This window comes from Kosakonia sp. BYX6 (assembly GCF_038449125.1).
In the GTDB taxonomy this organism is placed as follows: domain Bacteria; phylum Pseudomonadota; class Gammaproteobacteria; order Enterobacterales; family Enterobacteriaceae; genus Kosakonia; species Kosakonia calanthes.
The window spans coordinates 2,772,597-2,797,614 of sequence record NZ_CP151800.1; the positions used below are offsets into that span (position 1 = coordinate 2,772,597).

Consider the following 25,018-nt stretch of genomic DNA (forward strand, 5'->3'; position numbering starts at 1 on the left):
CTTTATTGCCGGATGGCGGTATAAATACCTTATCCGGCCTACAAACCGCGATGCATTTGGTAGCAAGTAGGCCTGATAAGGCGAAACCGCCATCAGGCGTTAACAAGGGCGCCTTTATTGCCGGATGGCGGTATAAATACCTTATCCGGCCTACAAACCGCGATGCATTTGGTAGCAAGTAGGCCTGATAAGCGAAGCCGCCATCAGGCGTTAACAAGGGCGCCTTTATTGCCGGATGGCGGTATAAATACCTTATCCGGCCTACAAACCGCGATGCATTTGGTAGCGAGTAGGCCTGATAAGCGAAGCGCCATCAGGCAATCACGCGTTACTCCCCCGCCGCGCGAAGCATCGCTTGCACCAGCGGTACCGGGCGTCCGGCCAGCGCGCCGCGCTCATGTTGGAACAGCGTGGCGACAAAGAACGGATGCGTCACCAGTTCCACGGCGCGGATTTCGCCCTCTTCATCCCAGCCCGTTACCCGCAAATCGCCGCTTTCCAGTTCGCGGGCGAAATCTGGCGAAACACCAAAGCTACAGCGGTACGCTTCTTCAATTTCATTGCGCCCATAAGCACGGGCGATCAGGGTATTTGGGCGCAGCTCAATCGGCCCCGTTTGATCCACCAGCGCGCAGGCCAACGGTGAAATCACCATCCGCCCTTCGTTTTCTGTTTCGGCGTGCGCCGCATCCTCCCAGCCCAGCACATTACGGGCATATTCAATCAGCGCATGCTGGAACCCGCCGCAGGTGCCGAGGAACGGCACGGCGTTTTCTCGCGCGTACTTGATCGCGGTAAACGCGCCACGGGCATTTTTATAGGGGCTTCCTGGCACGACCCAGATAGCGTCATAGCCAACCAGATCTTCATTGCTGGTGATTTCACTGGTCGCCAGCCAATCGTAATCGGCGGTTACCTCCAGTACGGCGGCGGCATCGTCAATCGCGAGTGGAATAGCCTGATGCGCAACAATGTCGTGGTTGTAATCACCCACCAGCGCGATGCGAAGTGTTTTTTTCGGGGGGATATGCTGCATGAAAAGTGTCCTTATGCCGTGGTAGTTAACGAATAACATAAGGAACATGACGATAGCGGTCTTTTAATGTAATCACAACACCTTAAAATCGGCAGAGTGTTATCACGCCAAATTATGAAAAAATGGCTGGCTCTGGAGTAAACCACGATGGCGAAACTTATGCAGCAGACTAAAATCCTCGTCAGCGCCTGCCTGATGGGCTTTAAAGTGCGTTACAACGGCAGCGAGAAAGCCGCATTGCAGGCAACACTGGAACGCTGGCAGCAGGAAAAGCGCTTAGTCGTGCATTGCCCGGAACTGGCCGCCGGATTACCGGTGCCGCGCCGCCCGGCGGAGATCGTCGCCGGAAGCGGTGCGGATGTGATGCGTGACACCGCGCGGATTGTCGAAGATAACGGCCAGGATGTGACCGCGCATTATCAACTGGCGGCCTGGCTCGCGTTGCAAGCTGCGCAGCAAAGCGGCTGCCATGCGGCACTTCTTACCGATGGCAGCCCAACGTGCGGCAGCCAGTTTATCTATAACGGCACCTTCAGCGCCACGCGCCAGCCGGGAATGGGCGTTGCTGCCGCGCTGCTCGAACAACACGGCATCCGCGTTTTCTCCGAACAACAACTTCCGGCGCTGATCGCCTGGGTTAACGAAAGGGAGGCAGAGAGATGATCCAATGCAAACGCGTGTATGAATCGCCAACGAAAGAGGATGGCTACCGGGTTCTGGTCGACAGATTGTGGCCGCGCGGGGTGAAAAAAACCGACCTTCACTATGATGAGTGGTGCAAAACGTTGGCGCCTTCAACGGAACTACGTAAGGCGTTTCACGGCGAAGCGATCGATTTTGCTGCCTTTAGCGAAAGCTATCGACAGGAGTTGGACGCACAAAAAGAGGAAGGGAAAAAGCTGGCGGCGCGGGGAAAGGAAAGCGCCGTCACGCTGTTATTCGCTGCGAAGAACACCGAACAGAATCACGCGATTGTACTTGCAGACTGGCTGCGCACGCTGGCTTAGCCGATTGCGCGTTCGCGCACGTCCTGCGGCTCGCTGTCGGGTTGTAGCGGCATTAAATGTTCGCCGCGCACAAAAGCAAAACCGTGCTGACCGTCAAACGAGGAGACATCCCCGGTGACCAGCCACAGCGCGCGCAGAGCGGTACGCGGCATTTCCGTCACTACCCCGTTCACCGGGTTCAGGAACCGTTCACCTGGCTGGCACAGCCCGAACAGTTCAACAGATTTACCAATATTGCTTCGCCCGGTGGCGGTTTGGGCACCAATGATCAACGCCTGGCTGCCCGCTCGTAACTGAAACATACTTCTCTCGTGCGCTCCCGAATAAACCTGAAATGAGATAATTCCGAAAGCGGAGTTTACCGGGCTTTTTTTGCGCTGTCACGATCCCGATGAGGGGTGATCGCGACGCCATAGCGCCCATTCGTCAATCACCTCGCCGCCCGGTAATTTGCACTCGGTGCGCACGCCTTGCGGGCTTTGAACCGGTACGCGCACGCCGCCGCGTTGTTGGCAATACATTGCCGCCGGGTTTGCCTGGCCGATTTGCGGATGTTGCGGAGAGTCAGGTTTTGCAGCAGAACACCCGGCAACAATCAGGGGGAAAACCAGCAACCAATAGCGCATCTTTTTTATCCTTCAATTGGCGAAAAACGTTTACGAGAATAGCCCTGCCGCGGGGATATCTCCATGATTTCTCCATCCTTACTGCACTTTTTCTGGTTATAGTCTGCCTCGTTCTCACCCATGACCAGAGAACATCATTCCGTAATCAATGAGTTTTTTGCCCCGCTTCATCAACGGGGCTTTTTTTCATTGCCCTGCTAAATCTGAGTGTTACCCCGCCCCGATATATCAAATTTTCTTCGTTCATGCTTTAATGGCGCGCAGTCGAAATTTTCAGCATTAATGTGCACTGCCATAGTGTAACCAGAGCACAGGAGTTAAAAAGTCATGTCCGATTTCATTCTCACCCGCGTCTCTGAAACCCTTTCGAAAGAGCAATCCCTTGAAAGTTTGGTTCGCCAGCTACTGGAAATGCTGGAGATGGTGACCGATATGGAATCGACCTACTTAACCAAAATCAGCGACGACGCCCGCCTGCAACACATCGTTTATTCCCGCAATAGCAAACAACTCGATATCCCGGAAGGGTTTTCCGTGCCGTGGGGCGATAGCCTCTGTAAACGCGCGCTGGATGACGGTTGCCTGTTTAACGATGACGTTGCCAACCACTGGAGTGAGTGTGAAGCAGCGCAAGCGCTGGGTATTACTACCTATTTGAGCACGCCAGTGCATCTGGCCGACGGTTCACTCTACGGCACGTTGTGCGCGGCCAGTAACGAGAAGAAATCCCTGAGCGTGCGCGGTGAACAAGTGCTGCATCTGTTTGCCGGTTTGATTGCGCAGTCAATTGAGAAAGAGCACCTGGTGAACCAGCTTCGCGAAGCCAATGCCGCGCTGATCGCCCATTCCTACACCGATGTGTTGACTGGCCTGCCCAACCGCCGGGCCATTTTCGAAAACTTGTCGACGCTGTTTTCCCTCGCCCGTCATCTGGAAATCCACGTGATTATCGCCTTTATCGATCTGGATAATTTCAAAGGCATCAACGATCAGTTGGGTCATGAAGCAGGCGATCAGTTCCTGATTGAAGTCGGCAAACGGCTGGCGAAAGATCGCGGCAAAGATGATATTTTTGGCCGACTCGGCGGCGATGAATTTCTCATTGCCTGTCCTGGCGGGCCGCTGGTGCAGCCGCAAGGTATCCATCTCGTCTCATTGAAAAAGAGCCTCGATAAACGGCTCACCGGCGAATACCAGCTTGGCGAACAGCATATCGACTACCCTGGTGCCAGCGTTGGCGTTATCGAAATCAACCCGGAGCTGTATGATGCGGATGGCGCACTGCGCGCGGCCGATGAAGTGATGTACCGGGTGAAAAAGAATAAAGAGAAAAAAACCTTTATCCTGCTCAATTAAACGCATCTGCCGTAGTTAGTAGCTTGAGAAAAATCTCATTTTCCACTATTTCATATACAATTAATTTTGGCGTTTATCGCCAGCGAAGGAGTTTTCGTGAGAAAGACAACCATCATTATGCTGATCGTGGCGATTGTCGCCGTTGCCGGAACCCAATTCGGCTGGTGGTAATAACAGCGAGCCGGGCCAGGTTTTATTAAGCAGCGAACTCCCGAACATAGGATGGCGTCATCTGAACAGAACACCATAGTCTCATTTATTTGGGCGGGAGCTCGCAATGTTCACTGGACTAAAAAAAAGCGAAAGCAAACGGCTTGCCGCTCTGGAGCTGCTGCGCAGGGAAGATAAAACACGTGATGCAGCGCTGGCCGAATTTGCTCGTCTGGCATGCGAAGTGATGGGTGTCGAAGGGTGCTTTATCACCACATTTGATGATGATTTCCAATATATCAAATATGTTAAAGACATCCCGATTAAGCACGCGCAAATACGCATTGAACAGACAATGTGCCAATATTCGCTCGATGCCAGACAAACGGTTATGAGTTCCGATACACGCCTTGATGAACGCTTTAATCATCAACCCCTGGTAAAAAACGGCGATATTCTTTTTTACGCTTCCGCCCCAATGATTAATAAAGATGGCACGGTGCTCGGCACATTATGCGTAACCCATCCTGAAACCTATGTTCCCACCTCCCGGCAAATTACCAACTTCCACCGTGTTGCGGCTCTCGCCACGGTCTATCTCGAATCTTGTTACACCATTGGGCTTGTCGATGCGTTAACCGCTTTGCCCAACCGCCAGTTTTTGATGAAAGAGATGGCGCGTCTGTCGCTGGAAAAAGCGAGTGGCAGTTACGCGCTAGTGATTTTCGATTGTATTGATATGCCCCGCGCTTATGAATTGTCCCGCTATCTGGGTGTGGAAGCGCTGGAGAAACTGCTGCGCAGTTTTGGCCCATTGCTGCAACTGCGGTTGAAGCTGAAAGAGGAAACCACGCTTTACGCATTCGCCACCGGGCGTTTCGCCGTTTTGGCGGAGATGGATTATGCGCTGGCGCTGGTTAAGCGGGCGGAAAAACTCCCCGGCATGCAGGCGAAGATTGCCGGTGATATTGATATCAACCTGACGATCCACGCCGGCTACGTCAAATTCTCCCCCCTGGAAGATAACGTGCAGGAGATTGTGCGCCAGGGCATTAGCGCACTGCACGAATCCATCCGCCAGGGGATTCCGGTGTTTCAATTCAATCCGATCCTCGATCACAAACGGAATAACGACTTCAAGCTGCTGTATGACCTCAGCGAGGCGATCAAGTCAGGCGATCAGCTTTACCTGGTGTATCAGCCGAAGGTTTCCCTGCGCTCAGGTAAAACCGAAGGCGTGGAGGCGTTACTGCGCTGGAAACATCCGCAATTGGGGCAGGTTTCCCCGGCGGTGATTGTCGCGCTGGCGGAAAAAACCACCCTGATGTCGGATATTACGCAATGGGTCATCAAAACGGTGATCGCCCAGCTTAAAGCCTGGAAACAGCATGGTGTGTCACTGCCAGTGTCGATTAACGTGACGGTCAGTGATTTTTCACACCCGGGTTTCGCTGATGAGCTGGCGCGAAACGTGTTAGCCGCCGGGCTGTATACGTCGGATATTCGTATCGAATGCCTGGAAACCGAGAAGATGCTGGAGAGCGATCCGGCTCTTGAAGAGTTGGATCGGCTGAAACTGCTGGGCTTTACCATTTTGCTGGATGACTTCGGCGCGGGTTACAGCAACATCAGCTACTTGCGACGTATTCCGATCGACATTATCAAACTCGACCGCTCGCTGGTGAGCCAAGTGACCACCGATACCGGCAGCCGCATTATTGCGCGTAACGTCATCACCATGCTGAAAGAGCTGGATTATGTGGTGCTGGCGGAAGGGATTGAAGATCTGGAAACGGCGCGCATGCTCGAAGAGTACGGCTGCGACGAGGCGCAGGGTTACTTGTTCTCGCGCCCGCTGTCACCGGACGAAATTCCGGCGTGGCTGGCGGACAGCAAACCTTATCGCCTGTTGGCAAAGATCAATGCTGAATCGCAGCAACAGCATCAGTACGGTTCGTAACGCCGGAAAATTAGCCTGACTGCTGTTTTTCACAGCAGTCGTTAAGCGTCACAAAAATGTCATAAATGATATATCTTAAATTTTCTCAGTGACTTAACGACAATTCTGTCTACTTTTTGGCCTCCCGTCGGTTAAAGTCCTTTTTAACCAGAGTCGATAATATTGGAGTGCGCTCGCTGCTCGTGCGCCTTTATTGACTATGGGAAACATTGTTTGATGAAACTCAATCACCTCACCATCGGGCAACGGCTCGGTTTTCTGGCGGCCATTCTTTTACTGGCAACGCTGTTTATTGGCATTCGTGGGTTGTCGATTAATGCCAGTGCCTTAGCGCAAAACGAACATATTATGGCTACGGGAAAGGTGGTTGCGTACAGTATTGATACTGCTCGCAACGCGCAGGTGCAGTTTAAAATTCAGGTACAAGAGTGGAAAAACACCCTGCTGCGCGGTAATGAAAATCAGGAAACTTTCGACAAATACAAAAATGCGTTTGTTGATCAGAGCCAAAAAACCCAGGCGCTGTTAAAAACCTTGAGCGAACTGCTGCCGCAGATTGGCCTGGCGAATACCGAAGCGATTAAAACCCTCAACCTGCACGCCGGGCTGGAAGCGAACTATCTGCACGCGTTGCAGCAATACAGCATTACGGATGCCACCAGCGCACAACGTGTTGATCACCTGGTGACCGGTATCGATCGCGAACCAACGCGCATGATCGACGAAATGGTTGCCAGCACCCTGAAACGGGCGGATTTAATTCGTATGCAGACCGAAACGCGCAATAACGAGTTGTATCAGCAAACTCGTTTGATGCTGATGCTGGTAATGGCGCTGACGTTAATTGCCAGCCTACTGATCACCTGGTGGTTAGTGCGCAGCATCACCCAGCCGCTGGCGCAGGCGGTGTCGATTGCCCGCAATGTCGCCTCGGGCGATTTGCGATCTTCCTTTGCCATTTCAGGTCGCGATGAAACAGCTGAACTGATGCGCGCATTGCAGGAGATGAACGGCAACCTGGCCCACATTGTGACCGGTGTGCGTTCCAGTACGGAAAACATCGCCGGTGCGTCGCAGCAGATTGCCAGCGGCAGCAGCGAACTCTCTTCACGTAATGAAGCGCAGGCCAGCGCCATTGAAGAAACCGCCGCATCGATGGAAGAACTGACGTCGGTTGTGAAAAACAACGCCGAAAACTCGCGTATCGCCAGCGATATCACCCGTGAAGCAATGCGCGTGGCAAACCAGGGCGGCGAAGTGGTGGAACGCGTCGTTACCACCATGAGTGAAATTAATCAGCTCTCGACCGAGATCAGCAGCATTATTGACGTCATCGACAGTATCGCTTTCCAGACCAATATCCTTGCGCTGAACGCCGCGGTAGAAGCGGCACGCGCCGGCACCGAAGGCCGTGGTTTTGCGGTGGTTGCCTCAGAAGTTCGCGCGCTCGCACAGCGTTCCGCGAAAGCTGCGAAAGAGATCAGCGATTTGATCCAACGTTCGGTCACGCGCATTGATGAGGGCGACAAATTGGTGAAAAACGCCGGGAACGCGATGGACGAAATCGTACAAAGCGTGGAGCGTGTTAGCCAACTTGTGGAAACTATCTCGCAAGCCAGCACAGAGCAAAGTGTCGGGATTGAGCAAGTGCATGTCGCGATCACGCATATGGATGAAACCACGCAGCAAAACGCCATGCTGTCGCAAGAATCTTCTACTGCCGCGCAGGCGATGCAGCAGCAAGCAGAGCAGTTGTTGGAGATGGTGCGTATTTTCAAATTACAACAGCAGAGCCCGGCGTGACGGGATGCTGACTCGGTTCAATTATGAGCAATGATGATTAATATGCTGATCATCAATTTTATCAATCCGTCCGCCGAAAAATTTGCGTTTGCGCGCAACGGGGCCGCAGGTTATAAAGTGCGCATGTGACGGATATACGATTTAACATGTTCCAAATTCTTCGCTGGCAGTTTTGATGTCGAAACTGCCATCTTTTATTTCCTCTTCGCTACGGCTCTGTTTTTTCTTCCTTTTCTTCGCTTCTCAGGCGACACCCAATTCAACTCCTCCAAATTTTTACCCTCCTCCGGCTTTCGCTGTACAGTAGAGAAACTTTTGCTATCCAAATTAAGGGAAAAAAATGGTTTCGCTACGCCCAATGTCCGCAGACGAATTCGTCGGTTTTGCAACTTACTTTATTGAAGATTATACCCGCGACATTGCCGCAAATTATCGTTTGTCCGATGACGAGGCGCTGGCCCAGGCCAAACGTGAACTTGAATCAAGCCTGCCAGCAGCAGAAAAGACGCCAGGCCAGACATTAACAGCCATTATTTTTGCCGAAAATGGGACTGAACAGCACATTGGATATCTGTGGTACAAGGCGAACATTATTGATAAATCCGCCTATATCTATGATTTTTATCTGTTTTATAAATTTCGCAAGCAAGGGTTGGGTAGCCAGGCAATGCACTGCCTGGAAGCGGATCTGGCCGCCTCGGGGATTAAACAAATCAAATTGCGCGTGGCAGCGGAAAATGCCCATGCCAAAAAAGTGTATGAAGCGAATGGTTACCAGGTCACCGGCTTTAACATGAATAAATTGCTGTAAATCATCTTTGTTCAAACCTGGGTATGAAGCTGCGCAAATTTGGCGCTAGCGCGCATTTTCTCGCCGCTGGCGGGCATAGTGTAAACACATCTTCCAGGAGGACAAATCCATGAAAAAGTTACTGATATGTTGTCTTTTCGGCAATACCGCCAATTCATTGGCGAAAAAGATGCAAAAAGCGGCAAATGAACAGGGTTATCCGATCTTAGTCAGTGGCGTCGGCCTGGAGAATTTCGCCAGCGTTGCGCCGGCGTTTAACTGCTATTTGGTCGCACCGCATATTCAATACAAGCTCGACGAACTGAAAGCCGCCGTTGGCGAAACGGCACCCATCGCCATTATCGAAAGCTATCCTTTTGCATCAATGGATGGTGAGAAGGTATTGAAGTTTGTGATGGAAAGAATGCCGGAATTCACGGAGTAGCGATGAGAAAAACCACGCCTGCGGGCGTGGTTTTATCCATTATTCAGGATTGCAGCGTAGCCAGACGCGCGGCAAAACCGACGAAAATCAAACCGATCAGCGAGTTGCCCAGTTTGGTTAATTTCTTCTTCGTTCTCACCCATTGCGTCACGTAAGAACCTGAAACGATCAGGAAGCTAAAATAACAAAAGCTGATCAGCTCAAGCGTGCTGGCGAGAATAAAGAACGACATACCCGGTTTTGCATAATGGATGTCGATAAATTGCACAAAGAATGAGACGTAAAACAGAATCGCTTTCGGGTTGGTCAGGCTGAGCACCAGCGCGCGCTTAAAGATATCGCCCTTGTGCACATCATGCTCGCCCTCTTCCCTCGCGCCCTGCACCAACGTGCTGTACAACATTTTGAAACCAAGCCAGAGCAGATAAAACGCGCCAAGATAGCGAACAATATTGAATAACACCGGCGTTGTTTTAATTAGGGTCGCGACACCCGCATAGGCCAGAAACATCAATACCGCATCACCGATAAAGACCGCGCTTGCGGCGACATAGCCATTTCTTAAGCCACCCGCGACGCTGGTTTTGAGGACAAAAAAGGTATTCGGACCTGGTACTAAAATGATGAAAATCGCCCCGATAAAATAGGACCAGTAACTGAGAACTCCGTACTCGGCAAACACATCCACTCCTGTAGAGACCACGCTTACAACATGTGGCCGGTACAGTAGCATAGGTGCGGGTGTGGCGCACGGGCTTGAACCAGGGCGTGGTTTTGACCGATCCCCCAAGTGGCCGCAGAAGCTCGATAAAACCTTCAAGCGATATCTTTTTGGGATAATGATGAACGTTGACGACTGAAACTGATGCGCGGGGACATAATTCGAAGGAAGTAACACAGACAAGCGTCCCCACCGGTTAGCGGTAAAAGCTGCAATATCCGGCGGGGAATTTTATGTTGTTAGTGTAACGCTCCAGATCAAGGAATTGATTTGAAGCTTTACTCGTCCAGGATCGTCACAAAACCGCCGTAGAGCATACGTTTGCCATCGAATGACTTCTCGCCACCCAATCCACGTATGCGTGGGTCGGTCATCAATTTATGGTTTGCGCTATCGCGAACCGCTTTGGACGGATATTCAATCCATCTAAAAACCACTTCTTCGTGTTCTTCTGCTTTGACTGCTGCGCGAAAATCAGTGACATTCCCGTCAGGCAAATCTTCAGCCCAGCACTCGACAATCCGTATGGCACCGAACTCTTTAAAAAACGGTATGAATTCAGCCGCGCGTGCGCGATATGCCTCTTTCTTATCTGCTGGCACAGCAATCACAAAACCATCAACATACTTCATGAGTGACCTCCGAAGTGATTGTGCAAGGGGAAAATCCCCTCGCACCAGGCTCGTTCAGATTAGGCCTGGCGCTGACATGAGAGTCAATAGCGACCTCATAACTCAGAATTCTTCCATGCTGGATAATGCCCCCACATGATGAGAGGTAAGCCGCTAATAGTATCCCCCCTTGAATACTGATTTTTTATCCAGTATAAATGCTGCACTAAAAATCAGAGTGATCAGGAGTACTTTGTGTTTGTTGAACTGGTTTATGACAAGCGTAACGTTGAAGGTTTACCGGGCGCGAAAGAGATAATCCTTTGCGAGTTGACGAAGCGCGTGCACCGTATCTTTCCTGACGCCGATGTGCGCGTAAAACCGATGCAGGCTAATGGCCTGAACAGCGACGCCAGCAAAAGCGATCGTGAAAAGCTCAACCGCATGCTGGAAGAGATGTTTGAAGAATCTGATATGTGGATGGTTCAGGATTAAGTGTCGCGACGAGGCGCAACAGAAGCATCAAGGTGCTGCATCGATAATGGATAACATTTCGTCCAGTTATAATTGATTCTCGCCAGCGTCAGTTGCCCAGACACATCACCGAAGAACAGCGACTGGCGATCGCGGAAAAATTCACGTAGCACCTCTGGCAAAAACGCAGCCCGGTAACGTAACAACGTGCTGTGCCAGAATGGCGCAGGCAACGGCGTTTGTGCGTGGCGAGCGAGCAGTTCTTCTTTCCAGGGGGAATTCAAAATCTGTTCGCAAAAAGCATGACGCATTGCGACCGCCGGTTCGTCCGGGATCCCAGCCAGCAAAAGCTGGCTCGGCAATGCCACCAGCCGCAGATGGTGAATGCTGAGCGTCTTTCCCTCATAATCCGCCCAAATGTTTGCCAGTTGGCGAGACTTTTCCGGCAGTCGGCCACGCTGTTGATACAGCGGCAACGTCAGGGGCAAAAACGTAAAATGAAACCCTGCCTTCGGCAGAACATCCGCCAGCGGATCATGCCTGGCGAGTTCGTTTAATTCATCAAGCAGATGGTTAACCGGATGCGGCATCAATGGCCGTATACCCGCCGCCAGCGCCAGCTTTTGCGGATCATAATAATCCTCTTCCCGTTGCTTTCCACTGCCGCTATTTTCCAGCCATATAGCGTGTGTCTTTTCGTTCGTCGTCGCGTAAAGGCTTTCTAAGTTGACGGATTTCATTTAACGCTCGCTCAGTTCGATAAAAAATGAGTGTAATACAACAAGGTTACGCAGCAAAAGCGAAATAGCCATATCGGATAAATCGCCGCTTACGCTTATTACCCCCCACTCTCTTTGCATCTCGTGCTTTTATAAATCCTCTGACCGTTTATCAAGACAAATAACATTTCTCGTTTAGGAAATATTTAACTGCCAATATTCATAGTGTCCAACAAGGAGGTTTCATTGTGTTAATACTTAAAGACAATATAGGCAGCGGCAGGCATAGACGGTGTTACCAGCACCCATCCGATAATCGCAAATGCATCAAGACCCTCTATAACCCTGATGATGGTGGGCTTAAAGAAGTGCAGAGGGAAACCGCCTATTACCTGAAAAAAACAGAGTCGATTCAGGCATGCCGGGCTATTCCGAATTATTACGGGACGGTTCAAACGAATTTGGGTCCGGGTTATGTTTTCGATCTGGTGACGGATTATGATGGAACAATATCAAAAAGCCTGGATTTTTATATTCGGCATAAACGTATTCCATTATCGGTAATAGAAGCGAAACTTGCCGAGCTTCACAATATGCTCATTGAGCACGGCATCTCTACCATGACGTTGAAAGAATATAATGTCCTTGTGCGTAAAACGGCACCGAGGGAATGTTCATTAGTTGTCATTGATAATATTGGCGAGGCCGAGTTTGTTCCGCTGACTTCTTATTTCAGGTTCCTGCATCGCCGGAAAATAAACAGATCAATTCAGCGATTCAAACAACGCCTCGGTAAAATTATCCGTACCGTTGACGCATCAGAAGCTCGCTAGCAAGAACTGATCTTCGCTGGACAAAGCCGGCTCATTAGCCGGCTTGTTGCTTGCGTAAAATGTGATCACCCCGTCACAAGCAGCGCCTTTAAGCCACTAAACGCAAAGAAGGCATGGGGAGCATCGGGTATGTTAGCGCGCTAATTATATTCATTGTGGCAATACTATGAAATTTGATAAACGCCTGACTCCAGCGACCATTGTTCTGGCGGTGTTCTCCGTCCTGATCCCTTTTTTTGCTGATTTCTCTTTTCCACTCGACCACGGCGTTTCCGTTCTCTGCATCGAAAATGCGCAGGCGTTATGGTTGTTTTTCGGTTTTATCTTCACCTTACGCTTTGCCTATAAAGAGCAATTAAGCGCGGGGCCGAAGTCTTTTTGGCTGTGGGCAGCGTTGTGGTGGCTCGTTTTACTGGGCCGCAGCACGAGCTGGGGACGGGTCTACTTTCCAGAAGAGCCGCACCTTCTCTTCCGCTTGATATCCGTATTGCTAATTGGCGCGCTGGTGCTCTCCGTTTTCTTCTCTTCATCGTTACGAAAAGAAATTATCAGCCGACTGCGTAACGAAACGCTGCTTATCTGGACTTTCGCTTTGGTGGTTTTGACTTTTCTGATTTCAGACAGTGTGGAACACCACCGGATGATTGCACACTTTTTCCTGCACAAGCCGGCCTACCAGGATCTCATTGAGGAGTTGTATGAAATCCCCTTTATGGTCGGCCTGTTCTGCGTGACGTATGATTTGATGCAACGACAGAAAGCCGCCGCCGCGGCTAAAACGCAAGCAGTTGAAACTCCTCAAAAACAAGTTCCATCTCATCACTGAAACTTCCGCCGCGGGTGAAGAAAGCCTGATGCTCTTTACGCCACCAGCTCAGGCTTTTATCCCCTTCCCCTTCAAGCGCGGCCATGCTCTCAGTGACTTCATTAAAACGGATAATTTTTAGGGACGTTGTTCGAATAACGCAAGCGGGTGCGCCATTGCCGTTCAGCACAATATGAAAATCGCCAACCGTCACTTTATCTTCCAACTGAAGATGAGATTCAAGCGTGCTGCACGTCGCGGTTTTCTGCCCGGCAATCACCAATTGCGATAAATCATTGGCCATTTCTGCGCTATCGCCAAACGCCCAAATATGCGCGCCGGGATAGCGAGTTTTTAACTCTTCGAGGCTTGAGATCATTTCTTTTTAACTCAATTAATTAACAGAACAGCAACATTAGCACAGACGCTCTGCCAATGCCTGCAAAGGCCGGTGGGGGCAGTAAAAAGCCACCGGCAAAGCCAGTGGCCTGATAAAACAATCGTATTCATTACTGCTGGCTATTGTTGTCGCTTCTGAGTTGCCTGATAACCTCATCAGCATAGGCAATCGCCGTGCTAACACTATCTTTTACTGAGAATTTATTCTCGCCATCACTGGCTAACAACCCTTGTAACGCCTGCCCTGCAAGCCATTCCCGGTAGGTAATCCCGCCGGAGAACTCAATTTTCATTTCGTGTTCCATGATGAATTCCTCAGTGAAGTTGCAAATTTGAGATTACGCTCGTAATCCATTAGCAGAAAGCATTATTGCAGTCGCACAGATAAGCCCTTGTGGGTGGCGGTAAATGCCAAGAAAGTGCCGAGAAAATAATTTATGGTAAGCCTTCTCTGTTTTAGCAACCGAGCCGATTGCCGTTAACGCTGACACACCGAGCAGAGGCAAGTTGGTTCAGACAGTGTGACTTAGCAAATAAGGTATACATCATGTCTATTGCAGAAGAACTTGGCCCTGAAGAGTATGCCCGTCAGTTGCGAAATCCTACTGGTAAGACCGGTCTTGCCGTGGCCGAAATGCTTAACGAAACCAATGGTGAAGGTAACCTTCTCGCCATTAAGCAATTACAACTGATGCCGAATGCCAGCGTGCTTGAGATTGGCTGTAGCACAGGCAGCATGGCTAAAGTGGTCATAGAACAGGCTGAAAATATCATTTATACCGGTATTGATAGTTCGGACACGGTAATATCCGCAGCACGTGAACAGAACTCGGGTTTGATTGCGCAAGGGCTAGCTAGCTTCCACCATGCCTATGCCGAACAGATGCCCTTCGTCGATGCGAGCTTCACCGATGTATTTTCCATTGGCGTAATCCATTTCTGGTCAGATCCTATAAAATCTTTCAGCGAAATTTTCCGCGTAATGCGCCCAGGTGCCAGAATGGTGATGGGGTGTCTTGGTCCCGAGAATACGCCTCCCTTTGCGCGGGCCGAGTATGGTTTCCATCTTCACGACGCGCAAACATGGCGATCGTACTGCTTCGCTGCCGGTTTCAGCACGGTTGAGTTGGAGATCCTACGTAGGGAGTCAGAGAATGCACCGCAGTTTTTCCATCTTATCGCTCAGGTTTGAATGACCTCGCGTTGATAAAGCCATAAAAAACGGGAACCCACCGGCTCCCGTTCTTGTTTAACCCAGATTCTGGATTACATGTTCTCGATGATCGCGTCGCCAAACTCTGAGCATTTCAGCAGTTTAGCGCCTTCCATCAGACGTTCGAAATCGTAGGTCACCGTTTTGGCCGCGATTGCGCCTTCGGTGCCTTTGACGATCAGGTCTGCGGCTTCGAACCATTCCATGTGGCGCAGCATCATTTCTGCGGACAGGATGATAGAACCCGGGTTCACTTTGTCCTGGCCGGCGTATTTCGGCGCAGTACCGTGAGTCGCTTCGAACAGCGCGCATTCATCACCGATGTTCGCGCCAGGCGCGATACCGATACCGCCAACCTGTGCGGCCAGGGCGTCGGAAATGTAGTCACCGTTCAGGTTCATACACGCGATAACATCATATTCAGCCGGGCGCAGCAGGATCTGTTGCAGGAACGCATCAGCAATCACATCTTTAACGATGATCTCTTTGCCGGTTTTCGGGTTTTTGATTTTCTGCCACGGGCCGCCATCGATCAACTCACCGCCGAACTCTTCGCGTGCCAACTGGTAGCCCCAGTCTTTGAACGCGCCTTCGGTGAACTTCATGATGTTGCCTTTATGAACCAGCGTCACAGAATCGCGGTCGTTAGTGATCGCGTATTCAATCGCCGCGCGCACCAGACGTTTGGTCCCTTCTTCAGAACACGGCTTAATGCCGATACCGCAATGTTCCGGGAAGCGGATTTTCTTCACGCCCATCTCTTCGCGCAGGAATTTGATCACTTTTTCCGCGTCGGCGGAATCGGCTTTCCATTCGATACCGGCGTAGATGTCTTCGGAGTTCTCACGGAAGATGACCATATCGGTCAGTTCAGGGTGTTTAACCGGGCTCGGAGTGCCCTGGTAGTAACGTACCGGACGCAGGCAAACGTAGAGATCCAGCTCCTGGCGTAGCGCAACGTTCAGGGAACGAATGCCGCCGCCGACTGGCGTGGTCAGAGGGCCTTTAATCGCAACGCGGTAATCACGAATCAGATCAAGAGTTTCAGGCGGAAGCCAGACGTCCTGGCCGTAAACTTGGGTCGATTTCTCGCCGGTATAAATTTCCATCCAGGAAATTTTACGCTCACCTTTGTAGGCTTTCTCCACAGCGGCATCAACCACTTTCAGCATTGCTGGCGTGACATCAACACCAATACCATCACCTTCAATAAACGGGATAATCGGGTTATTCGGAACGTTGAGTTTGCCATTTTGCAGGGTGATCTTGTTACCTTCCGCCGGAACAACTACTTTGCTTTCCATTCACCTCTCCTTCGAGCGCTTCTGGTTGTTTTGCTCGCTGACTTCATGCCGGGGCGCTCAGACTGCGTCCGCTCACCTGTTACGTGAATCACACAGAGCAAACCGTTTTTTGTTAATGAATTGTAATGAGCCCATCAATACTAACCGATAGTTGGGTTCCATGAAAGGCAATCATGATTCGGCTATAATGCGGCAATTGATAACTACTGAAAATACCATGAAGAAAACTTCTTTTAGAAATCACCGCCTTGAGCGATTCAGCTCACGACAAGCCACTAAGCCCGCACGGCAAAACCAGCCAAAAAGGGTAATTTTGTTCAATAAACCCTACGATGTTTTGCCGCAATTTACGGACGAAGCCGGGCGCAGCACCTTAAAAGATTTTATTCAAGTACAAGGCGTTTACGCTGCCGGGCGGCTCGATCGCGACAGCGAAGGGTTGCTGGTACTCACCAATGATGGCGCCTTACAGGCAAGCCTTACGCAGCCGGGAAAACGCACCGGTAAAATCTATTATGTGCAGGTCGAAGGCGAGCCGACTGTTGAGGCAATTGACGCTCTGCGCAACGGCGTGACATTAAACGATGGCCCCACCCTGCCCGCCGATGTTGAGCGCGTTGACGAACCCAGTTGGCTGTGGCCACGCAATCCGCCAATTCGCGAGCGCAAATCCATTCCCGCAAGCTGGCTGAAAATCACTCTTTATGAAGGCCGTAACCGCCAGGTACGGCGCATGACCGCCCACGTCGGCTTCCCTACTTTGCGCCTCATCCGCTACGCTATGGGAAACTACACGCTGGATAATCTCGCCAACGGCGAATGGCGTGACGCTTAATCTCAGGGAGAAATTGATGTTTAAACCCCATGTCACCGTTGCCTGCGTGGTTCATGCGCAGGGGAAATTCCTGGTCGTTGAAGAGACGATCAATGGCAAAGCGCTGTGGAATCAGCCTGCCGGTCACCTTGAAGCGGACGAAACGCTGGTGCAGGCCGCCAAACGTGAACTGTGGGAAGAGACAGGCATTCGCGCCGAGCCGCAGCATCTAATTCGCATGCATCAGTGGATCGCGCCGGACAAAACGCCTTTTTTGCGCTTCTTATTTGCCATTGAGCTTAACGAAATGTGCGCCACTGAGCCGCACGATAGCGACATCGATCGCTGCTTGTGGGTCAGCGCTGAGGAAATCCTCAACGCGCCCAATCTGCGCTCGCCGCTGGTTGCGGAGAGTATTCGCTGCTACCAGACGGGCCAGCGCCTGCCGCTGGAAATCATCGCAGAATTTAACTGGCCATTTACAGGGGATGCCTGAGCCGTCAGCCCGTGCTAGAATACGCCGCCCTGAAGTTCTTCGTTGTGAGTATTCTTATGTCTGATAGCCCAAAAAAAGTGATCGTCGGCATGTCCGGCGGTGTCGACTCTTCTGTTTCCGCTTACTTGTTGCTGCAACAAGGCTATAAGGTGGAAGGTCTGTTCATGAAGAACTGGGAAGAGGATGACGGCGAGGAATACTGCACCGCGGCGGCGGATCTTGCCGACGCGCAAGCCGTTTGCGATAAGCTCGGCATTGAGCTTCACACGGTCAATTTTGCCGCAGAATATTGGGACAACGTGTTCGAGCATTTCCTGGCGGAATACAAAGCCGGACGCACGCCGAACCCGGATATTCTGTGCAACAAAGAGATCAAATTTAAAGCCTTCCTTGAGTTCGCCGCCGAAGATCTTGGCGCGGACTATATTGCCACCGGCCACTATGTACGCCGCGCCGATGTCGATGGAAAAAGCCGCCTGCTGCGCGGTCTCGACGGCAACAAGGATCAGAGCTACTTCCTTTATACGCTGGGCCATGAGCAAATCGCCCAGAGTCTGTTCCCGGTTGGCGAACTGGAAAAACCCCAGGTGCGTAAAATCGCCGAAGAACTGGGTCTCGCCACCGCGAAGAAAAAAGACTCTACCGGCATCTGTTTTATCGGCGAGCGCAAATTCCGCGAATTCCTCGGTCGTTATCTGCCTGCCCAGCCGGGCAAAATCTTCACTGTCGACGGTGAAGAAATTGGCGAACACCAGGGTCTGATGTACCACACGCTCGGCCAGCGCAAAGGGTTGGGCATTGGCGGCACCAAAGAAGGCAGCGAAGAGCCGTGGTATGTGGTCGATAAAGACGTGGAAAACAATATCCTGATCGTCGCGCAGGGCCACGAACACCCGCGCCTGATGTCTGTCGGGCTGATTGCTCAGCAACTGCATTGGGTCGATCGCGAGCCATTAACCGGCACGCTGCGCTGTACGGTGAAAACCCGTTACCGTCAGGAAGATATCCCTTGCACAGTGACCGTACTGGACGACGATCGCATTGAGGTGCGTTTCGACGAGCCGGTTGCCGCCGTCACGCCGGGCCAATCCGCCGTGTTTTACCTCGGCGACGTGTGCCTCGGCGGCGGTATTATTGAGCAGCGTCTGCCGCTGCCTGTTTGACACCCTCTTAAGCAATACCGGACTGGCGAAAGCCCGCGATTGCGGTACAACACGCGGGCATAAAAAGGAGTAAGTGTGGCGAAGAACTATTACGACATTACCCTGGCGCTGGCAGGCATCTGCCAGTCCGCGCGGCTGGTGCAGCAACTGGCGCACCAGGGGCATTGTGACGCAGACGCGCTGCATGTTTCATTGAATAGCGTTATCGATCAGAACCCGAGCTCGACGCTGAGCGTGTTTGGCGGCAGCGAAGCCAATCTGCGCAGCGGCCTCGAAACGCTGCTCGGTGTGCTGAATGCCAGCAACCGCCAGGGGCTGAATGGCGAATTAACCCGTTACACCCTGAGCATGATGGTGCTGGAGCGTAAACTCGCCGCCAATAAAGGCGCGATGGACACCCTCGGTAATCGCATCAACGGCTTACAGCGCCAGCTTGAACATTTCGATCTCGAATCGGAAACGCTGCAAAGCGCCATGGCCGCCATCTATGTTGACGTGATTAGCCCGCTCGGGCCGCGTATTCAGGTCACCGGTTCCCCCGCCGTGCTGCAAAGCTCGCAGGTGCAGGCGAAAGTACGCGCCACCCTGCTCGCCGGGATCCGCGCCGCGGTGCTGTGGCACCAGGTTGGCGGTGGTCGACTACAGTTAATGTTTTCCCGAAATCGCCTGTCGACACAGGCCAAACAAATTCTCGCTCATTGTTAACCTCCGGAGTTGGACTTATGGAATTATCCTCACTGACCGCCGTTTCCCCTGTCGATGGACGCTACGGCGATAAAGTCAGCGCACTGCGCGGGATCTTCAGCGAATACGGTTTGCTGAAATTTCGTGTTCAGGTTGAAGTACGCTGGCTGCAAAAACTGGCGGCACACGTAGCGATCAAGGAAGTTCCTGCTTTTGCTGCCCACGCAAACGGTTACCTCGATAAAATCGTCGAAGACTTCAACGAAGAAGACGCGGCGCGTATCAAAACCATTGAGCGCACCACCAACCACGATGTGAAAGCGGTGGAATATTTTCTGAAAGAGAAAGTGGCCGATCTGCCGGAACTGCACGCGGTTTCTGAGTTTATCCACTTCGCCTGCACCTCCGAAGATATCAACAACCTTTCCCATGCGCTGATGCTGAAAACCGCACGCGATGAAGTGATCCTGCCGTACTGGCGCAAGCTCATCGATTCGGTAAAAGATCTGGCTATTCAGTACCGCGATATCCCGCTGCTTTCGCGTACTCACGGCCAACCGGCAACGCCGTCGACGATAGGCAAAGAGATGGCGAACGTCGCTTACCGTATGGAGCGCCAGTTCCGCCAACTGAATCAGGTGGAAATTCTCGGCAAAATCAACGGCGCCGTGGGCAACTATAACGCGCACATTGCCGCTTACCCGGAAGTGGACTGGCACCAGTTCAGCGAAGAGTTTGTCACCTCGCTGGGCATTCAGTGGAACCCGTACACCACGCAGATCGAACCGCACGATTACATCGCCGAACTGTTTGACTGCATGGCGCGTTTCAACACCATCCTTATCGATTTCGACCGCGATATCTGGGGTTATGTAGCGCTGAACCACTTCAAGCAGAAAACCATTGCCGGTGAAATCGGTTCGTCCACCATGCCGCACAAAGTCAACCCGATTGATTTTGAAAACTCCGAAGGCAACCTCGGCCTGTCAAACGCCGTGTTGCAGCACCTGGCCAGCAAATTGCCGGTTTCACGCTGGCAGCGCGATCTGACGGATTCCACCGTGCTGCGTAACCTCGGTGTCGGCGTCGGCTATGCGCTGATCGCCTACCAATCAACGCTGAAAGGGATGAGCAAACTGGAAGTGAACCGCGATCGTCTGCTGGACGAACTGGATCACAACTGGGAAGTGCTGGCGGAGCCGATCCAGACGGTGATGCGCCGTTACGGCATTGAGAAGCCGTACGAAAAACTGAAAGAACTAACCCGCGGCAAACGCGTTGATGCCGAAGGCATGAAACAGTTTATCGACAGCCTGGCGCTGCCGGACGATGAAAAAGCGCGCCTGAAAGCGATGACCCCGGCCAACTACATTGGTCGTGCCATCACCATGGTTGATGAATTGAAGTAATCCCCCACGCTTGCTTGCCTACCCCTCTTTCCCCGGAAAGAGGGTTTCTTCCCGCCGCGGTTGAGTAAATGTTTATCCCTTCTGTCTCAAAATCAGCGTTAAACTATTTGTGTCAAAAATATATGGAGAGTTCTGACGATGCGCGTACTCGTTGTGGAAGACAATGCTCTGTTACGTCACCATTTGAAAGTTCAGTTGCAGGAACTGGGACACCAGGTCGACGCCGCCGAAGATGCCAAGGAAGCCGATTACTTTCTGAACGAACACCTTCCCGATATCGCCATTGTCGATCTCGGCTTGCCGGATGAAGATGGCCTGTCGCTGATTCGCCGCTGGCGCAGCCATGATGTCACGCTGCCGGTGCTGGTATTGACCGCGCGCGAAAGCTGGCAGGACAAAGTTGAAGTGCTCAGCGCTGGTGCCGATGATTACGTCACCAAGCCGTTCCACATTGAAGAAGTGGTCGCGCGCATTCAGGTTTTGATGCGCCGCAACAGCGGCCTCGCTTCGCAGCTGATTTCCATGCCGCCGTTCCAGGTCGATCTCTCCCGCCGCGAACTCTCCATTCATGATGATGTCGTCAAATTAACCGCGTTTGAATACACCATCATGGAAACCCTGATCCGCAATAGCGGCAAAGTGGTGAGCAAAGATTCGCTGATGCTACAGCTCTACCCCGACGCAGAGTTGCGCGAAAGCCACACCATTGATGTGCTGATGGGGCGGCTGCGTAAAAAAATCCAGGCACAATTTCCCGACGAGGTGATCACGACAGTGCGCGGCCAGGGCTATCTGTTCGAACTGCCAAAATGAGACGCCTGTTGCGGCATATTTTGCCGCTTTCACTGCGAGTTCGCTTTTTACTCGCCACCGCTGCGGTGGTGATGGTGCTTTCCCTCGCCTATGGCGTCGTCGCCCTGGTGGGTTACAGCGTCAGCTTCGACAAAACCACCTTCCGCCTGCTGCGCGGCGAGAGCAACCTGTTCTACACCCTCGCGCACTGGGAAAATAATACGCTGCGTGTTGACCTGCCCGACAATCTCGACCAGCAAAGCCCGACCATGACGCTTATCTACGACAAGCGCGGGCAGCTTATCTGGTCGCAGCGCGATGTGCCGTGGCTGCAAAAACGTATTGAACCCGGTTGGCTGACGACCAATGGTTTTCATGAAATCGAAGCGGATGCCGACGCCAGTAGCACGCTTATTGATGACGATCACTCTGTCGCGCAGGAGCTGAAAAGGATCCGCAAAGATGACAGCGATTCTGAAATGACGCACTCGGTGGCAGTCAATGTCTATCCTGCGACCGCGCGAATGCCGCAGCTGACTATTGTCGTCGTCGATACTATCCCTATCGAACTGAACCGCTCTTATATGGTGTGGAGTTGGTTTTTCTATGTGCTGGCGGCCAACCTGTTGCTGGTGGTGCCGCTGCTGTGGCTGGCCGCCTGGTGGAGCTTGCGACCCATTGAAGATCTGGCGCGGGAAGTGCGCGAACTGGAAGAGCATCACCGCGAACAGCTTAACCCGGAAACCACCCGCGAACTGACCAGCCTGGTGCGCAACCTCAACCGTTTGCTGAAAAGCGAACGCGAGCGTTATGACAAATACCGCACGACGCTGACCGATCTCACCCACAGTTTGAAAACACCGCTGGCAGTGTTGCAAAGCACCCTGCGCTCGTTACGCAGCGAGAAAATGAGCGTCCGCGCTGCCGAACCGATAATGCTTGAGCAAATTAGCCGCATTTCGCAGCAAATTGGTTACTACCTGCATCGCGCAACGATGCGCGGCAGCAGCATGCTCAGCCGCGAATTGCACCCGGTCGCTCCGCTGCTCGACAGTTTGACCTCGGCGCTGAACAAGGTTTATCAGCGCAAAGGCGTCAACATCACGCTCGATATTTCACCGGAAATCAGTTTTGTCGGTGAGCAAAATGACTTTATGGAAGTGATGGGCAACGTGCTGGATAACGCCTGCAAGTATTGCCTTGAATTTGTAGAAGTTTCAGTAAACCAGACCGACGAGAAGCTGCATATTGTGGTTGAAGACGACGGCCCCGGTATTCCCGCCGCGAAACGCGAGATGGTGTTTGATCGCGGCCAGCGCGCCGACACGCTGCGCCCAGGCCAGGGCGTCGGGCTTTCCGTTGCGCGCGAAATCGTCGAACAGTATGGCGGGCAGATCCTCACCGGCGAAAGCCTGCTCGGCGGAGCCAGGATGGAAGTGATCTTTGGTCGCCAGCAAACGGGGATAACTGGCGACTGAACGCTATCAGCATTACTATAATCTTTTATTCAGCCACTGATTAATTGCCGGAAACGTATATGGAATATCATGCAGATATAAATTGGCCAGACTTTATTCAACGCTACTGGCAAAAACGCCCGGTGGTGCTGAAACGTGGAATTAAAGATTTCGTCGACCCCATCAGCCCGGATGAACTGGCAGGTCTGGCAATGGAAAATGAAGTGGACAGCCGCCTGGTCAGCCATCTTGACGGTAAATGGCAGGTCAGCCACGGTCCTTTCCAGAGCTACGATCACCTGAGCGAAAGTAACTGGTCGCTGCTGGTACAGGCGGTGAACCACTGGCACCAACCGGCCGCCGCGCTGATGCGCCCGTTTCGCGCCCTGCCGGACTGGCGCACCGACGATCTGATGATCTCTTTCTCGGTGCCGGGCGGCGGCGTTGGCCCGCATCTCGATCAATATGATGTGTTTATTATTCAGGGCACGGGCCGTCGTCGCTGGCGTGTCGGCGAGAAAACAACGCTGAAGCAACATTGCCCGCATCCGGATCTGCTGCAAGTTGATCCGTTCGAGGCGATTATCGATGAAGAACTGGAGCCGGGCGATATTCTCTACATTCCGCCGGGATTCCCGCACGAAGGGTATTCGCTGGAGAATTCGCTGAACTATTCCGTTGGTTTTCGCGCGCCAAGCGGGCGCGAGATGATCAGTGGTTTTGCGGATTATGTTCTGCAACGCGAACTGGGCAGCCAGCGCTATAGTGACCCGGACGTGCCGCAGCGCGAACATCCGGCAGATATTTTGCCGCAAGAAGTGGATAAGCTGCGCGAAATGATGCTCGGCCTGATTAGCCAGCCGGAACAGTTTAAAGAGTGGCTTGGCGAGTTTATCTCCCAGTCGCGCCACGAGTTGGATGTCGCACCACCGGAGCCGCCGTATCAGCCGGATGAAATCTACGATGCGTTAAAACAGGGCGATAAACTGGCGCGTCTCGGCGGCCTGCGCGTGCTGCGCATCGGCGAAGACGTTTATGCCAACGGTGAGAAGATCAACTCCCCGCACCGCCCGGCGCTGGAAGCGCTGGCAAGCCATATAGTGTTAAGCGGTGAGATGTTCGGCGACGCGCTGGAAGACCCCTCCTTCCTCGCCATGCTCGCCGCGCTGGTCAACAGCGGTTATTGGTTTTTTGAAGACTGATCTGTAGGCCGGATAAGGCATTTATGCCGCCATCCGGCATCGAAGCGCCGCCGGGCAAACGCCTGATGGCGCTTCGCTTATCAGGCCTACGCGCTATGCGTTACCTGTTGCGATGGTTTTTGTAGTCCGGATAAGGCGCAGCCGTCATCCGGCGACCAAAGTATCATTAGTCCAGAGCAATTCGCTCTCCGGCATTCAATTCCCCAACCTCGCCCGCCCAATCTGACGGATATAACCCGGCACGGACATCACGATGAAATGTTGAAAATGGCCATTGCGCCACGCATTTCACCCATCCATGTTTAACCGGATTGATATACACGTAATCCATGTGGCGGCGGTAATCCTCCTGATTGCGGATTGTGTGCTCCCAAAAGCGCGGCTGCCATACGTTATCGAGCGACAAGGATTTGCTGAAAGCTTTTTTAATCTCGCGCCAACGCGCGGAAAAATCCTCATCGTCTTCTGGCAACGTCCAGATGCAATGCATATGTTCAGGAAGGATGACCCAGGCATCAATATGAAACGGTTTGCGGCGTTTTACCGTTAAGGTGGCAAGGCGTAGCGTGTTGATATGGCAGGTAAGGAGCTCGCTTCGCCTGTCGCGAAGGTTGACTGTAAAAAACCATGTGCCGCCCTGCACATAGTGACGACGATAATTTGACACCCGGAAACTCCTTTTCCGTGGGTTGATATATTTTGCCTGATGGCGCTTCGCTTATCAGGCCTACGCGCTGGATTTTGTAGGC

The 25,018-nt window shown here is 52.3% G+C and carries 30 protein-coding genes; 20 read left to right on the forward strand and 10 right to left on the reverse strand.

Features of this window, described 5'->3' with window-relative positions:
• Positions 1-328: 328 nt before the first annotated feature.
• A complete protein-coding gene (locus tag AAEY27_RS13005) occupies positions 329-1,036 on the reverse strand; it encodes a CTP synthase C-terminal region-related (seleno)protein (RefSeq protein WP_342320998.1) in 708 nt (235 codons plus the stop codon).
• Positions 1,037-1,195: 159 nt separating this feature from the next.
• Between AAEY27_RS13005 and AAEY27_RS13010 the strand changes: the two genes are divergently transcribed.
• Both AAEY27_RS13010 and AAEY27_RS13015 read left to right on the forward strand, forming a co-directional pair.
• Entirely contained in the window at positions 1,196-1,699 is a 504-nt protein-coding gene (locus tag AAEY27_RS13010) for a DUF523 domain-containing protein (protein ID WP_425294680.1), read from the forward strand.
• Positions 1,696-2,043, forward strand: coding sequence for a DUF488 domain-containing protein (locus AAEY27_RS13015; protein ID WP_342321000.1), 348 nt, complete (start codon positions 1,696-1,698; stop codon positions 2,041-2,043). Before AAEY27_RS13010 ends, AAEY27_RS13015 begins: the two co-directional genes overlap by 4 nt.
• Here the strand turns inward: AAEY27_RS13015 and AAEY27_RS13020 are convergent.
• A complete protein-coding gene (locus AAEY27_RS13020; protein ID WP_342321002.1) occupies positions 2,040-2,345 on the reverse strand; it encodes a hypothetical protein in 306 nt (101 codons plus the stop codon). The two genes, AAEY27_RS13015 and AAEY27_RS13020, sit on opposite strands and share 4 nt — an antisense overlap.
• A 78-nt stretch (positions 2,346-2,423) precedes the next feature.
• Positions 2,424-2,669 (reverse strand): putative hemolysin, encoded by a 246-nt coding sequence (locus AAEY27_RS13025; RefSeq protein ID WP_342321003.1) that lies wholly within the window; start codon positions 2,667-2,669, stop codon positions 2,424-2,426.
• Positions 2,670-2,996: 327 nt separating this feature from the next.
• On the opposite strand from AAEY27_RS13025, the gene AAEY27_RS13030 reads away from it, so the two are divergent.
• The 6 genes from AAEY27_RS13030 to AAEY27_RS13050 all read left to right on the forward strand — a co-directional run bounded on the left by AAEY27_RS13030 (position 2,997) and on the right by AAEY27_RS13050 (position 9,173).
• Positions 2,997-4,025, forward strand: coding sequence for a sensor domain-containing diguanylate cyclase (locus AAEY27_RS13030; protein WP_342321005.1), 1,029 nt, complete (start codon positions 2,997-2,999; stop codon positions 4,023-4,025).
• Between the two features lie 117 nt (positions 4,026-4,142).
• Positions 4,143-4,196, forward strand: a complete 54-nt coding sequence (locus AAEY27_RS22435; RefSeq protein WP_071890698.1) for a hypothetical protein — start codon at positions 4,143-4,145, stop codon at positions 4,194-4,196.
• Positions 4,197-4,302: 106 nt separating this feature from the next.
• Positions 4,303-6,135 carry a sensor domain-containing diguanylate cyclase gene (locus AAEY27_RS13035; protein WP_342321006.1) on the forward strand — a complete coding sequence of 611 codons (1,833 nt, stop codon included), beginning with the start codon at positions 4,303-4,305 and terminating at the stop codon, positions 6,133-6,135.
• 216 nt (positions 6,136-6,351) lie between these two features.
• Positions 6,352-7,938 carry a methyl-accepting chemotaxis protein gene (locus AAEY27_RS13040; protein WP_342321008.1) on the forward strand — a complete coding sequence of 529 codons (1,587 nt, stop codon included), beginning with the start codon at positions 6,352-6,354 and terminating at the stop codon, positions 7,936-7,938.
• A gap of 340 nt (positions 7,939-8,278) precedes the next feature.
• Positions 8,279-8,749, forward strand: coding sequence for a GNAT family N-acetyltransferase (locus AAEY27_RS13045; RefSeq protein ID WP_342321009.1), 471 nt, complete (start codon positions 8,279-8,281; stop codon positions 8,747-8,749).
• Between the two features lie 109 nt (positions 8,750-8,858).
• Positions 8,859-9,173, forward strand: a complete 315-nt coding sequence (locus AAEY27_RS13050) for a PTS sugar transporter subunit IIB (protein WP_342321010.1) — start codon at positions 8,859-8,861, stop codon at positions 9,171-9,173.
• Between the two features lie 43 nt (positions 9,174-9,216).
• Here AAEY27_RS13050 and leuE read toward each other — a convergent pair whose 3' ends face one another.
• Both leuE and AAEY27_RS13060 read right to left on the reverse strand, forming a co-directional pair.
• Positions 9,217-9,855, reverse strand: a complete 639-nt coding sequence (gene leuE / locus AAEY27_RS13055; RefSeq protein ID WP_342321011.1) for a leucine efflux protein LeuE — start codon at positions 9,853-9,855, stop codon at positions 9,217-9,219.
• Between the two features lie 317 nt (positions 9,856-10,172).
• On the reverse strand, positions 10,173-10,526 hold the full coding sequence (locus AAEY27_RS13060) for a DUF1428 domain-containing protein (RefSeq protein ID WP_342321013.1): 354 nt from the start codon (positions 10,524-10,526) through the stop codon (positions 10,173-10,175).
• 234 nt (positions 10,527-10,760) lie between these two features.
• Here AAEY27_RS13060 and AAEY27_RS13065 point away from each other — a divergent pair, with 234 nt between their 5' ends.
• Entirely contained in the window at positions 10,761-11,000 is a 240-nt protein-coding gene (locus tag AAEY27_RS13065) for a DinI family protein (RefSeq protein WP_342321015.1), read from the forward strand.
• Here AAEY27_RS13065 and AAEY27_RS13070 read toward each other — a convergent pair.
• Positions 10,997-11,719, reverse strand: a complete 723-nt coding sequence (locus AAEY27_RS13070; RefSeq protein ID WP_342321016.1) for a hypothetical protein — start codon at positions 11,717-11,719, stop codon at positions 10,997-10,999. The genes AAEY27_RS13065 and AAEY27_RS13070 overlap by 4 nt on opposite strands.
• A gap of 227 nt (positions 11,720-11,946) precedes the next feature.
• On the opposite strand from AAEY27_RS13070, the gene AAEY27_RS13075 reads away from it, so the two are divergent.
• Together AAEY27_RS13075 and AAEY27_RS13080 are read left to right on the forward strand one after the other, a co-directional pair.
• Positions 11,947-12,531, forward strand: a complete 585-nt coding sequence (locus AAEY27_RS13075) for a YrbL family protein (protein WP_342321018.1) — start codon at positions 11,947-11,949, stop codon at positions 12,529-12,531.
• A gap of 166 nt (positions 12,532-12,697) precedes the next feature.
• Positions 12,698-13,357: a hypothetical protein gene (locus tag AAEY27_RS13080; protein WP_342321019.1), complete on the forward strand. Its 660-nt coding sequence runs from the start codon at positions 12,698-12,700 to the stop codon at positions 13,355-13,357.
• Here the strand turns inward: AAEY27_RS13080 and AAEY27_RS13085 are convergent.
• A complete protein-coding gene (locus tag AAEY27_RS13085) occupies positions 13,305-13,715 on the reverse strand; it encodes an ASCH domain-containing protein (RefSeq protein ID WP_342321020.1) in 411 nt (136 codons plus the stop codon). The two genes, AAEY27_RS13080 and AAEY27_RS13085, sit on opposite strands and share 53 nt — an antisense overlap.
• A gap of 130 nt (positions 13,716-13,845) precedes the next feature.
• A complete protein-coding gene (locus AAEY27_RS13090) occupies positions 13,846-14,040 on the reverse strand; it encodes a hypothetical protein (protein WP_342321022.1) in 195 nt (64 codons plus the stop codon).
• A gap of 242 nt (positions 14,041-14,282) precedes the next feature.
• Between AAEY27_RS13090 and AAEY27_RS13095 the strand changes: the two genes are divergently transcribed.
• Positions 14,283-14,927 carry a class I SAM-dependent methyltransferase gene (locus AAEY27_RS13095; protein WP_342321023.1) on the forward strand — a complete coding sequence of 215 codons (645 nt, stop codon included), beginning with the start codon at positions 14,283-14,285 and terminating at the stop codon, positions 14,925-14,927.
• A 74-nt stretch (positions 14,928-15,001) separates the two neighbouring features.
• Here AAEY27_RS13095 and icd read toward each other — a convergent pair whose 3' ends face one another.
• Positions 15,002-16,252, reverse strand: coding sequence for an NADP-dependent isocitrate dehydrogenase (gene icd, locus AAEY27_RS13100; protein WP_342321024.1), 1,251 nt, complete (start codon positions 16,250-16,252; stop codon positions 15,002-15,004).
• A 187-nt stretch (positions 16,253-16,439) separates the two neighbouring features.
• On the opposite strand from icd, the gene rluE reads away from it, so the two are divergent.
• From rluE to AAEY27_RS13140, 8 genes are all read left to right on the forward strand, one after another.
• Positions 16,440-17,087 (forward strand): 23S rRNA pseudouridine(2457) synthase RluE, encoded by a 648-nt coding sequence (gene rluE, locus AAEY27_RS13105; protein WP_342321025.1) that lies wholly within the window; start codon positions 16,440-16,442, stop codon positions 17,085-17,087.
• A gap of 16 nt (positions 17,088-17,103) precedes the next feature.
• Entirely contained in the window at positions 17,104-17,562 is a 459-nt protein-coding gene (locus AAEY27_RS13110) for an NUDIX hydrolase (RefSeq protein WP_342321026.1), read from the forward strand.
• 56 nt (positions 17,563-17,618) lie between these two features.
• A complete protein-coding gene (gene mnmA / locus AAEY27_RS13115) occupies positions 17,619-18,725 on the forward strand; it encodes a tRNA 2-thiouridine(34) synthase MnmA (protein ID WP_342321027.1) in 1,107 nt (368 codons plus the stop codon).
• 75 nt (positions 18,726-18,800) lie between these two features.
• Positions 18,801-19,430, forward strand: coding sequence for a high frequency lysogenization protein HflD (hflD, locus tag AAEY27_RS13120; protein WP_342321028.1), 630 nt, complete (start codon positions 18,801-18,803; stop codon positions 19,428-19,430).
• 17 nt (positions 19,431-19,447) lie between these two features.
• A complete protein-coding gene (gene purB, locus AAEY27_RS13125) occupies positions 19,448-20,818 on the forward strand; it encodes an adenylosuccinate lyase (protein WP_342321029.1) in 1,371 nt (456 codons plus the stop codon).
• Between the two features lie 138 nt (positions 20,819-20,956).
• A complete protein-coding gene (gene phoP / locus AAEY27_RS13130) occupies positions 20,957-21,631 on the forward strand; it encodes a two-component system response regulator PhoP (protein ID WP_342321030.1) in 675 nt (224 codons plus the stop codon).
• A complete protein-coding gene (gene phoQ, locus AAEY27_RS13135) occupies positions 21,628-23,088 on the forward strand; it encodes a two-component system sensor histidine kinase PhoQ (protein ID WP_342321031.1) in 1,461 nt (486 codons plus the stop codon). The genes phoP and phoQ overlap by 4 nt, the downstream gene beginning before the upstream one ends.
• Positions 23,089-23,147: 59 nt before the next feature.
• A complete protein-coding gene (locus AAEY27_RS13140) occupies positions 23,148-24,269 on the forward strand; it encodes a cupin domain-containing protein (protein ID WP_342321033.1) in 1,122 nt (373 codons plus the stop codon).
• A gap of 166 nt (positions 24,270-24,435) precedes the next feature.
• Here AAEY27_RS13140 and AAEY27_RS13145 read toward each other — a convergent pair whose 3' ends face one another.
• Positions 24,436-24,936, reverse strand: coding sequence for an REP-associated tyrosine transposase (locus tag AAEY27_RS13145; RefSeq protein ID WP_342321034.1), 501 nt, complete (start codon positions 24,934-24,936; stop codon positions 24,436-24,438).
• Positions 24,937-25,018 lie beyond the last annotated feature (82 nt).